Below are 11,307 nucleotides of genomic sequence, written 5' to 3'. Positions count from 1 at the left end.
CGGGAAGGCGAGGAAGACGCACGTCCGGAGCAGCGCAGGTTACTGCAAAACTTCGATAGTCTGATCACCGCCATGCAGAATGGCGGACAGGATCCGCGGCGTCCGGATACTCTCCTTACGCAAGTCATCGGCAGCGCGGCGGATACGCAGAGCGATGCCGTGATCGTGGCGCTTGCGGCTGGACTTCCTGTTCCGCCGCCGGATCTCCAGCAGCGGATCAGCGGGCTGCGCAACATCTGGCTCGATGTCAAGGAACCCCTTCAACTGATCGCCGAAAGGCCCGCCAACGACCCGGATGCGCGCGCGGCATACGATAGCATCAAGCCCGAACTTGCGGAGATGGAAATTGCCTCGCGGCTGGTCCTGGTCAGCGTTGCAGGCCGTTTAACAACCTATCGGCAACAGATGCTGGTGATTCTGGCTTCGATTGCCGGCATGACCCTTGCCCTTTTCGTCTTCAGTCTGTGGTTCACGAATCGCTTCATATCGCGGCCGATCAATCTGGTCGAGGACGCTGCGCGCCGCATCAGTGCAGGCGACTATTCGAAACGCGTGCCGATCGTCGCAGCCGGCGAGGTGGCGTCGCTCGCGCGCGCGATGAATGAGATGTGCAAAGCTGTCGAGAAGGCAGTCGAGCAGTATCGCGAGATTTTCGAGAATGCCGGCGACATTATTTACACGATGAGCCTCGACGGGCGCTTTCTCACGGTGAACCGGGCAGGGGAACGCATCACCGGCTACCCGAGAGAAGAATTCCTGAAGCTCAACGCCTCTCAGATCCTTGCGCCGGGCCAGCTCGAACTTTCGAACCAGATGATGCAGAAGAAGATTTCGGGCGAGCAGTCGCTGACCACATATTCGATTCAGGTCAATCATAAAAACGGCGGCACGGTGTGGCTCGAAGTCGGAACGCGGCTGGTCTATGAAAACGACAGGCCCGTGGCCGTCCAGGGTACAGCCCGCGATATCTCGGAACGGCGCCGCCTGGAAGACCAGCTGTGGAACGCGCAAAAGATGGAAGCGGTGGGCCGTCTGGCCGGCGGTATCGCCCATGAGTTCGGCAACGTCCTGACGATCATCACGGGTTATGCGGCGCTGCTCCAGAGCGGCCTGAAGAAAGACGACGAACTGCTGGATGAAGTCACGGGTATCCAGAAGGCCTCCCAACGCGCCGCCTCGCTCGTCCGGCATCTTCTCGGCTTCAGCAAAGGCCAGGTATTTCGTCCGAAAACGCTGGACGTGACTGCCGCGCTCGCGGAAATCGGAGAGATGTTGAGGCGCCTCATTGGCGAGGATATCCGGTTGAAGATTTCCTGCGAGCCGCATCTCGGATTCATCCGCTTCGATCCGGCGCAGCTCGAGCAGGTGCTTGTCAACCTCGCGCTGAACGCGCGCGATGCCATGCCCTCAGGCGGAGAATTCGGTGTCAGTGCCGGTAACCTCGATCTCAGCGAGAGCACCAAGAACGGAGACGATGAAGTCGGCGCCGGCCGCTACATCCGGATAGAGGTTTCCGACACCGGAATCGGGATGAGCCCGGACGTTATTGCAAAAATGTTCGAGCCGTTCTTCTCCACCAAAGAGCGCGGCACCGGCCTCGGTTTGTCGACGGTGTATGGCATCGTGCATCAGTCGGGAGGCAGCATCGCCGCCGAAAGCGTGGCCGGACAGGGCACAACGTTCACAGTCCTTTTGCCCCGGGTGGTGTCGCTGACCGAACGTGTGCCTGTGGAACACAAGGTCCGGCCTGTGACACTGTCAACGGAAACGATCTTACTTGTTGAGGATAATGAAGACGTCCGCTTTATGGTCTGCGAAATGCTGCAGACCCATGGATACAACGTTATAGCGGCCCAGGATCAGCGCCAGGCGCTTTCCCTCTGTTCCCAGACCGAGCGCCACATTGATTTGATGCTGACCGACGTGGTGATGCCGGAAATGAGCGGTCCCGAACTGGCCGTTCAAGTCCACTCGCTGCGGCCCAGCCTGCGGGTTTTATATATGTCCGGATACGCGCAGGACAAATTCGAGACTTACATTCGAAACAAGGAGCCTTTCGAGTTCATACAGAAGCCATTGACACCGGAAGGCCTGGCAGCGAAGGTTCGAGAGGTGTTGGACGGACCCGGAACGGCACCCATGGACAATCATGAAAATCTTAGTAGTTGACGATGAGCCGGAAATCCTCACCATCGTTTCGAAATGGCTGCACCGCGCAGGACACCAGGTCCTCACGGCCACCGACCCTCAGAAAGTTCTCGAACTTGTTGGTGCCCACGATTTCAGCGTTGTTTTCCTCGATCTGATCATGCCCGCCTCAAGCGGCATTCACCTCATCAGCCGGATCCGGGAACAAAAACCCAAACAGAAAATCATCGTCATGTCGGTGATCGAAGACACCCGCGTCGCGGTTCTCGCAGCCCAGGAGGGAATCGAGGGCTACCTCACGAAGCCTATCGATTTCAAAAAGCTCGAAGAGTTTCTAAGCCGCATCGCGGCATAGCCTCAAAAGGGAAAGGGGCCACAAGATAATTGCATCAATGCATCATTTCGACATTGCTTCATTGAAGAAATGAAGCAACGTCGAAATGATGCATTGATGCAATGGTCTTATTGTTCCTTATACGCCCGAGAGGATTCGAACCTCTGACCCTCGGATTCGTAGTCCGATACTCTATCCAGCTGAGCTACGGGCGCGCGTCAAACTTTACTAGTATGTCACACCCAAAAAGGGGCTTACAAGACGCGGAGGAGGCGCTTGGCTTCGTTGTGGAGCTTTTCGAGGTCGATTGGTTTCCCCATGAAAACATCGGCGCCGGCCTGGAGGATGCGTTTTTCATGCTCGGTGCTTCCGCTTACGGCGATGATGACGGTCCGGTTGCTGGCGTCACTTTTGATGCGGCGGCAGACTTCGATGCCGTCGACTCCGGGGATCATGATGTCGAGAATGAGAATGTCGGGTTTCGAGCGGCCGACCTCGAGTAATGCGCTGATACCATCCGAGGCCGTGAGGATCTCGTAGCCGCCCTGCTTCTGCAGGTAAACTTTGATGATGTCGACGATTTCATCTTCATCGTCGACGATCAGGACGCTGAAATTTCCTTCGACCAGCGATTCCGGGGTCGGAATCTGATGTTTCCTCAGAAACGCCACCAGGTCATCTCTGCGGATTCTCCGGTGGCCGCCCGGAGTGCGGTACGATGGCAGCAGGCTCTGCTCGATCCAGTTGATCACAGACCTTGGATTTACATGAAGGAGGCGGCTGACCTCATGCGTCGTGTAAATGGTCTTGGCATTCTTTGTCTCATTCACCATGCTTAACAAAATCCCGCTCCTAACTTATATCCGATGCCGCCCGTCTTTCCGTTAATCTATTTTTAGTTTTGGGCAAACGAGAGTTATCTCAACTTATCGGGAAATTGGCAATGGAAATAAGCATCCGAAAATGGAACCGGGACGATTTGTCACAAATTCATAAAGCCTGGCTCAACTACTGCCGCAATGTCGCGCGTTCGGATATGCGTATGACCCAGGATGCCGACGAGGCAATGGCGAAGTGGCTCACCTCCCGTTTCCGCCAGCCTTCGGCGTTCGGTTTCATCGCGGAGTCGGAAGGCGCCATTGTGGGGTTTCTTACGGCGCGCGTGGATGACTGGGAATCCGTTCCGCCGGTGATCGAATCCCGGCGGATTGGTATCATTGATGCAGTATATGTCGAGGACCAGTTTCGCCGTCAGGGGATCGGCAGCCAACTGATTGAGCGCGCGATCGAGGCCATGAGAAAAGACAATGTCATCGCTGTTGAAACGATATACGACGCCTGGAATGACGCTTCCGCTCGCGCATGGCATCGTGCTGGGTTCGCTCCGTGGATGGTGCACGCCTACAGGATGCTATAGAATCTTTGGTTCTATTGGAGATTGGAAATTCGAGATTAGAAATTAGAAATTGAAAACCGGCACACTTTTGGCAAGGATTCTATAAGTGAAAATCGTCAGCTGTATCAAACCTGTTCCGGACCCTGCATCGAGACTGGCCATTAACGAAACCAAAACCTGGATCAAAGACCAGGACCTCACGTTTGTCGCGAGCGAGGCCGACAACTATGCGATCGAAGAAGCGCTTCGGTTGAAAGAGAAGCATGGCGGCGAAGTCGTCGTGATTTCCATGGGCGGAGAGGAATCCGCGCGCGTCCTGCGTTCCGGCCTGGCGATGGGGGCCGATCGCGCAATCCATCTTCGGGATCCGAAATTCAAGGGCGCCGATGAATTCGCGGCGGCCGATGCGCTCGCGACCGCGATCGCGAAGGACGGCGGCGCCGATCTCGTTCTGGCGGGCGTGCAATCGGACGATCTCGGCACTGGAATGACCGGAACCATGATCGCCGAGTTTCTCGGCAGTGCTCACGCCACTGTCGTGGTCGGCGTCGAGGCCAATCCCGAAAGCAAGTCGCTGCGCGTGCGGCGCGAACTCGAGGGAGGCATCAACGAAACCATCGAATTGCCGATGCCGGCGGTGCTGACCATTCAGTTCGGAATCAACCAGCCGCGCTATGCCTCGCTGAAAGGCATCATGGCGGCAAAGAAAAAAGAAATGAAAGTCTGGTCGGCGGCCGATCTCGGCCTGAGTGATGAAGCGGCGGGCAAAGCCGGCGCCATGTATGAAGTGAAGGAGATATTTGTTCCCGAGCGGAAAAGCAAAGTGGAAATCATCGGCGGATCGCCCGAGGATGCTGCGGCGGCTCTCGTTGAAAAACTGAAGAAGGAAGCCAAGGTACTGTAATGATTTTCGTTATTGCCGAGCACAAAGACAACAAACTCAAATCGATCACTTCTGAACTGCTGGTCTTTGCACAGCGTGCCGGCCGCGACTTCGGTCAGCCCGTTTCGGCGGTTGTTCTGGGCGAAAACACCACCTCGCTCGCAGAGGAGCTGAAAAGCAAAAAGATCGATCGCGTCGTTACCATCGACGATCCTCAATTGGCGGAGTACAACCCGGATGCATACGTCGAAGCGTTGAAATCACTCTGCGAAAAAGAGCCGCCATTTCTGGTATTGATCGGCCACACCACCCAAGGCATGGATTTTGCTCCACGCCTGTCGGTGGCGCTGCGGCGGCCCTTGATCGCGGGCTGCGTGGAATACGAAAAACAGGGCGACCGCCTGATCCTTACGCGCCAGATTTTCAACGCAAAGATGAACATGAAGACGGCGGTTCGAGGTGAGCCGCCTTATTTCGCCACCGCTTCGCCGGGGGCATTCCCGGGTGACGAGGTCGAGGCGGGCGGCAGTGCGGAGATCGTCCCTTTCTCCGTTTCATTGACTGCGCCGGGAAGGCGGAAACTTATCGAGCGCGTCGAGGCGCCGAAAGGGAAGGCCGATCTGAGCTCCGCGCCGATCATCGTCTCGGGCGGCCGCGGCTTGAAGGAGAAGGAGAACTTCTCCCTGATATTTGAGCTGGCGGAAGCCATCGGCGGATCCGTCGGCGCCTCCCGCCCCGTCGTGGATGCGGAATGGCTGCCACGCGAATATCAGATCGGCAGCTCGGGGCAGACGGTTTCTCCGAAACTCTATATCGCCATTGGGATTTCCGGCGCGATTCAGCATCTGGTGGGCATGCAAACCTCACGCTGCATTGTCGCTATCAATAAAGACGTGGAGGCGCCGATCTTCAAAGTGGCGCATTACGGCATCGTCGACGATTTATTCAAGGTCGTTCCCGCTTTGACCAGGATTTTCAAGGACCTAAGGCAAGCATAAGGTGCGGAACGTACGCGCGGTAGCGCAGCCCTAAGTTGTTGGCAGCCCTAAGTTGTTGACTGCTCGCTGGGTTTCCATTACTATCGGCCCGGTGTTTTGTAAAAACTGTCCGATTCTTTAAGGAGGATAAAGGATGCGCAAAGCTTCAGTACTGATCGGAGTCTGCATGCTTGCCGCCGTGGCATTTACGCTCGCGGCACAGGCACCGACAGATTTGTCCCCGGTCATGAAGGATGTCGCCGCGACCCAGCGTAAGATGGGTATGGATATGATGGCTGGCTCGGCTGCAGACGTCGCCGCGGATGCTCAAAAGCTAGAGCAGGATTTCACGCAGGCTGAGGGCTTCTTCAAGGCGATGAAGGCTCAGGATGCCGTCGATGCGGCGAAAAAGAACGTTGAGGCGGCTGGCGAAGTTATGAAGGCGGCAAAAGGCGGTAACCTGGATGCCGCAAAAGCCCCGGCCAAAATGCTCCAGGGAAGTTGTAAGGCTTGCCACGATGTTCATCGTGAAGCCATGCCCGACAAAACCTTCAAGTTCAAATAAGCCCAATTCCTTACTCGTAGCGGCGGGAAATCCCGAAAAAAAACCCGCCGCTACAATTTCTTGAAAAATATTTTCAAAAAGGTGTAACTTTTATGGCGTAAAGGGTGTCTATAGTAATGTATGTAGATTTCCTCCACCATCCCACCTTCCCCCGCGGGGTTAAACCCGCGGGGATTTTTTTGCTTAAAGCCGTAAGTCTTTAAAAATCAACCGTCTTCGCGGATGCGGGCTAAAGCCCACGACTACATTGCGAGCCTGAAGGCGATTTAGATAACGCTCAGGCGCTTTCCAACGCGTTCGAAGGCGGATAAGGCACGTTCCAGCGTCTTTTCGTCCAGGGCCGCAGAGATCTGGGCGCGCAGGCGGGCTTCCCCTTTCGGCACGACAGGATACCAAAGTCCTTTGATATAAACACCTTCGGCGAGCAGGGCATTGCTCATATCCATGGCAGTGGAGGCTTCGCCGAGCATAATCGGCACGATCGGATGTTCACCCTTTAGAATCGTAAATCCCAATTCCTGGATACGCTTTCTGAAATAACTCGTATTGGAGCGCAGCTGCTCCACCAGACCGCGATCCTGTTCCAAGAGGGTAAATGCCTCAATGGCCGCCACGGCAATCGCCGGCGGCAGGGAATTCGAAAAGGTGTACGGCCTGGATTTCTGGCGCAGGAACGCAATCAGGTCTTTTCTGCCGCTCACATAGCCACCGGCAGCGCCGCCCATGGCCTTGCCGAGGGTACCGCTGAGAACATCGACTTTGCCGTGCACGCCCAGCTGTTCCGGGGTTCCGCGGCCTGTGGCTCCGATCACTCCAACCGCGTGAGAATCGTCGACGAAGAGTATCCGGTCATATTCCTTCGCCGTCTCGATCAGAGGGGGAAGCGGCGCCAGATCTCCTTCCATGCTGAAAACACCATCGGTCGCGATGAACCCGAAGCGGTAAGCGGCGCGGCGATCCGCCTCCAGCTTCCTGCGGAGGTCGCCGGTATCCGCGTGCTCGTAGATTTTGCGCTCGGCCACTTCGCTGCGGCATAAGCGCGTTCCGTCGATGATGCTGGCGTGATTGAGGCGATCGCTGTAGATGACATCGCGATACTGCTCGCTTCCGAGTTTTTCGTTCGTGATTGCGGCAAAAAAGCCTTCGTTCGCGGCAAAGCAGGACGAAAAGAGAATCGTGTCTTCGGTTCCGAGGAAAGCCGCAATCTTCTCTTCGAGCTCCCGGTGAACCGTCAGTGTTCCGCACAGAAACCGAACGGACGACACGCCGTAGCCGAATTGTTTGATGCCGCGTATGGCGGCCTCTTTGATTTTCGGATGCGACGCCAGTCCGAGATAGTTGTTCGACGCCAGCATGACGACTTCTTTGCCGGCGACGCGCACCACCGCGCCTTGTTCGGATTCGATGATGGTTTCTGTTTTGAGGGTCCTGGTCTGTTCGAGCCGTTCCAGCTCGGCGCGAATGGTCTGGTGAAAGTTCATGGCTTTAAGATCACTTTGAACGCTTCTCCACGGCCGATGAGGGCCATGGCGTCGTCGAATTTCTCGAGCGGAAACTCGGCGGTGATGAAGCCGCTGTCGAGGAACACCTGGGCGAGGCCCGATTTCAACATGCTGCGCATGGTTTCCCACGTTTCGAACAGGCGCCTGCCGATGACGCCGTGAATTGTCAGGCCTTTGAAGATGACGTCGTGCGCGAAATCCACCTTCATCTCGCCATCGGGAATTCCCAGGCACACGAGGGTTCCGCCCATGCGAAGCAGATCGAAGGCATCGCGATAAGCGTTATAACTGCCCGACATTTCAAAGGCGACACCGACGCCGGAGCCGTCCGTCTCACTGAGGATCGTCCGCCGCATTCTCTCGCGCTCGGCCGGCAGCGCCAGGTCGAAGCAATCATTAGCGCCGAATTTGCGGGCGAGTTCGAAGCGCTTGTTTTCAAGCATCTGATGCGTGATGCCGCGAGCCTCGTTCGAAACATCGGTAACGTAAACCCGGGAGGTGCCGCTGCGATGAGCGATGGCGGTTGCCATCAGTCCCTGCACGCCGCAGCCGAGAACGAGCACCGGCTGGCCGACGAGGTTCGCACTCTCGACGGTGTGCACGGCGTTTCCGAGCGCATCCATGAACGCGATGATCGAAACGGGAAGTTCGCCGGCCTTGAAAAGAATCAGATTCGAAACCGGAACCTTGACGAATTCGGCGAAGGCTCCGTCTTCATGGACTCCTTTAATAATCGTATTGCGGCAAACATGGCGTTCGCCGATACGGCATTGATAACACCAGCCGCAGGTAATGTGCATTTCGGCCGAGACGGTGTAATGGGTCTTCAGGAACTCGGGGAAAGCCGGATCCCCGGCAACCTGCCGCGGCAGGCGGCCGTGCACGAATCGGTCGGCGTCCTCGTCATGGACACGATGGGTATTGATGATTTCCGCCAGCCGGGTGAGGGCTTCCGGCCCCGCCTTCTCGATCCGGCCGGCAAACTCGTGGCCGATCACGACCGAGGCCGCCCGCGCTTTCTGCATCTCGTCGCGAATCGATTTCTTGCTGTTATAGATGCCCACGTCGGTGCCGCAGATCCCTGCAGCCAGCACTTTCAAGAGAACTTCATCGGGAGCAAGGTTTGCGGGAATTTCGCGGTTTTCGAGCCGGACACCTTGTGCCCATGTGGAATCGTTGTGGGGGGTATCTTTAACGAGTGCTCTCATAAAAGAGTTAATTTCGTGCACGCAACGTGCCGATAACCAGTGTATGAGAGCGCTGGCCATTAAGCTAATTTTGTTCTGCGGGCTCATGGAAGGACTTCAGCACGTGGACCTTCCGGTCCTCGTCGCGGGCACCGGAGTGGCACTGGCCGGGATTATATGTATGGATTACGTATTTCGAGCTAAACCAGAAGCGTAGGCGGACGGGGACTATCGGATCATGATTCTTTCTTTTCCCGCACAATCACTCCGTACATGACGAAGTTTCTCGGAGTTTTCGTCGTTCCATCCTCACCGAGTTCGTAAATCCGAAAGGTAGGATTGGCGCCTTGCTGTCCGACCTGAAGCGGATACACGCCGCGCATGCCTCTGGTGCGAAAAGCGGTTTCGTACCGGTGCTTCTTCATATTCCATGTGAAGACGCGGATGCCCGCGAAGTCGAGATTCGGATCGGAACTCGGTTTCCTCTCGCCGACGATGTACCAGTGGATTTCGCCTGCAATGGAATCCTCGACGCTGTTGATCTTTTTGACGGCGGTGTAAATGTAATCTTCGCTGTACGGAGCGATGTCGGCCGGGATATCGAAATCGACGGCACTCCACAGAATCCATCCGACTTCGGTCGGAGCGGTCCGGACCTTCAGCCAGATATCGTGCGCGGTTTCCGAGCCGGGCCGGGGCTTGGTCACGCGGTCGAGGACTTCGACTTTCGTTCCGCTCTCGAGTCTTCGGATGATCGCGGTGGATCTGCCCGGCTCGAGTCGCATATTCGCATCCTGTTTCAGCGCCGCCGTATTCTGAGGCTCGAGGTTTTCGGAGTCCGTGGCGAGCTTCTGGATGCGGCCCTTCATCTCGTTGGTGACGATCGTACTTTCTTCCATCCAGCCCTGGACATCGGGACCGTAGCGCACCCGGTACCAGTTCTCCTGGCGTTCCAGAACCTCGACTTTGTCGCCGGTATCGAGCACCCGGAGGGTGCGCGACGTCGAACTGTTGCGCATCCGCATCGACGCATTCCGCGCCGTCACCGTGGCCTGATCCACGACCGGTTCGGGTTTGGGCGCACAACTGGCGAGAAGCAAAGAAACGAGGAGAACGGGAAGAACTTTCATAACTTCGTGCCGACCGCTTTTCATTATAGTCCAGGTCATCTACAATCCCTGTCATGTCTGAGGCTCCAGACTTCGAGACAGCTCTGAAGCGGCTGGAAGAAATTGTGAAAAAGCTCGAAAACGGCGAGTTGCCGCTGGATGGCGCGCTGGAGCTGTTCGAAGAAGGCATCAAGCTGTCACGCTTCTGCCATGGCAAGCTCGAACAGGCCGAACGTCGCGTGGAAATCCTGCTGAAGAACAATTCCGGACAGCCTCAGGCGGTTCCATTCGAAGCTGAAAATGAATAGCGATCTGAACACGTTTTTCGAGCGCGTGCGGCCCGCGATCGATGCCACTCTCGACCAGCTGTTGCCAGCAGAGGCTTCGGCTCCGGGGCGGATACACCAGGCGATGCGATACAGCACGATGGATGGCGGAAAGCGCGTTCGGCCCTGCCTGTGTGTTGCCGCTTTTTCCGCGTATCAGGACGATTGGAAAAAAGTGCTGCCGGTGGCCTCCGCGATCGAAATGATTCATGCGTACTCGCTGATCCACGACGATCTCCCGGCCATGGATGACGACGACTTCCGCCGCGGCAAACCTTCCTGTCATAAACAATTCACCGAAGCGATCGCAATACTCGCAGGCGACGGTCTGCTGACGCTGGCCTTTGAAGTTCTGGGCCGTTCGAACGGATTTCCTCCCGACCGGATGCTGCGCGTGGTCGCGGCGCTGAGCGCCGCCGCCGGGAGCGCCGCAGGAATGGTTGGCGGCCAGGTGCTCGACCTCGAAGCGGAGGACAAACCCGTCACGGTGGAGCAGCTCGAGGCGATCCATCGCTGGAAAACCGGAGCCTTGATCGGCGGCTCGGTATGGATCGGCGCGTATCTCGGCGGGGCGTCCGAAGTCGAGCTGGCTGGCGTGAAAGTGTTCTCTGAGCGGCTCGGTTTGCTGTTTCAGGTGGTGGATGACATTCTCGATGCCACCGATGGCAGCAACCGCGATGAAGGCAAGGCGACGTATCCCGGCATCTATGGTCTCGAAAAATCCCGCGCCATTGCGCACGACGTGGCCGAGCAGGCCCGGCGGGCGCTGGTTCCGCTCGGACAACGCACCGGCCTCCTGCTCGCGTTTTGTGATTATCTGGAAAAACGGACGCAGTAGGGGGTGGTCATATCGTCGGCCGCTCCGCGGCCGCCCTTCCCA

Annotated in this window: 12 protein-coding genes and 1 tRNA gene; 8 read left to right on the top strand and 5 right to left on the bottom strand. The window is 57.0% G+C overall.

The genetic code is table 11. From position 1 onward, the window contains the following. Nucleotides 1-2,169 (top strand): PAS domain S-box protein (locus VGK48_08380; GenBank protein HEY2381186.1); only part of this gene is annotated, 2,169 nt, incomplete at its 5' end. Further along, a complete protein-coding gene (locus VGK48_08375; GenBank protein ID HEY2381185.1) occupies nt 2,150-2,503 on the top strand; it encodes a response regulator in 354 nt (117 codons plus the stop codon). The genes VGK48_08380 and VGK48_08375, both read left to right, overlap by 20 nt. Before the next feature lie 120 nt (nt 2,504-2,623). Here the strand turns inward: VGK48_08375 and VGK48_08370 are convergent. Further along, a tRNA-Arg gene (locus tag VGK48_08370) sits at nt 2,624-2,697 on the bottom strand. A gap of 39 nt (nt 2,698-2,736) precedes the next feature. Next, entirely contained in the window at nt 2,737-3,315 is a 579-nt protein-coding gene (locus VGK48_08365; protein ID HEY2381184.1) for a response regulator, read from the bottom strand. 68 nt (nt 3,316-3,383) lie between these two features. On the opposite strand from VGK48_08365, the gene VGK48_08360 reads away from it, so the two are divergent. The 4 genes from VGK48_08360 (at nt 3,384) to VGK48_08345 (ending at nt 6,303) form a co-directional block, all read left to right on the top strand. After that, entirely contained in the window at nt 3,384-3,899 is a 516-nt protein-coding gene (locus VGK48_08360; protein HEY2381183.1) for a GNAT family N-acetyltransferase, read from the top strand. Nucleotides 3,900-3,984: 85 nt separating this feature from the next. Continuing rightward, the gene (locus VGK48_08355; protein HEY2381182.1) at nt 3,985-4,782 is read left to right on the top strand and encodes an electron transfer flavoprotein subunit beta/FixA family protein; all 798 of its coding nucleotides are present in this window, start codon (nt 3,985-3,987) and stop codon (nt 4,780-4,782) included. Further along, a complete protein-coding gene (locus VGK48_08350; GenBank protein ID HEY2381181.1) occupies nt 4,782-5,759 on the top strand; it encodes an electron transfer flavoprotein subunit alpha/FixB family protein in 978 nt (325 codons plus the stop codon). Before VGK48_08355 ends, VGK48_08350 begins: the two co-directional genes overlap by 1 nt. Before the next feature lie 166 nt (nt 5,760-5,925). Continuing rightward, complete coding sequence (locus tag VGK48_08345) at nt 5,926-6,303, top strand: hypothetical protein (protein ID HEY2381180.1); 378 nt, start codon at nt 5,926-5,928, stop codon at nt 6,301-6,303. A gap of 266 nt (nt 6,304-6,569) precedes the next feature. On the opposite strand, the gene VGK48_08340 is transcribed toward VGK48_08345, so the two are convergent. From VGK48_08340 to VGK48_08330, 3 genes are all read right to left on the bottom strand, one after another. Next, the gene (locus tag VGK48_08340) at nt 6,570-7,784 is read right to left on the bottom strand and encodes a glycine C-acetyltransferase (GenBank protein ID HEY2381179.1); all 1,215 of its coding nucleotides are present in this window, start codon (nt 7,782-7,784) and stop codon (nt 6,570-6,572) included. Next, nucleotides 7,781-9,013 carry an alcohol dehydrogenase catalytic domain-containing protein gene (locus VGK48_08335; protein HEY2381178.1) on the bottom strand — a complete coding sequence of 411 codons (1,233 nt, stop codon included), beginning with the start codon at nt 9,011-9,013 and terminating at the stop codon, nt 7,781-7,783. Before VGK48_08335 ends, VGK48_08340 begins: the two co-directional genes overlap by 4 nt. Before the next feature lie 215 nt (nt 9,014-9,228). Next, nucleotides 9,229-10,122: an SH3 domain-containing protein gene (locus tag VGK48_08330; protein ID HEY2381177.1), complete on the bottom strand. Its 894-nt coding sequence runs from the start codon at nt 10,120-10,122 to the stop codon at nt 9,229-9,231. Between the two features lie 53 nt (nt 10,123-10,175). Here VGK48_08330 and xseB point away from each other — a divergent pair, with 53 nt between their 5' ends. After that, nucleotides 10,176-10,409, top strand: a complete 234-nt coding sequence (gene xseB, locus VGK48_08325; protein ID HEY2381176.1) for an exodeoxyribonuclease VII small subunit — start codon at nt 10,176-10,178, stop codon at nt 10,407-10,409. Continuing rightward, nucleotides 10,402-11,265: a farnesyl diphosphate synthase gene (locus VGK48_08320; protein HEY2381175.1), complete on the top strand. Its 864-nt coding sequence runs from the start codon at nt 10,402-10,404 to the stop codon at nt 11,263-11,265. Before xseB ends, VGK48_08320 begins: the two co-directional genes overlap by 8 nt. Nucleotides 11,266-11,307: the final 42 nt, after the last annotated feature.

Source organism: Terriglobia bacterium, from assembly GCA_036496425.1.
Taxonomy (GTDB): domain Bacteria; phylum Acidobacteriota; class Terriglobia; order 20CM-2-55-15; family 20CM-2-55-15; genus 20CM-2-55-15.
Note: the sequence above shows the minus strand (reverse complement) of the source record. Positions and strands in the feature narration are given on the sequence as shown.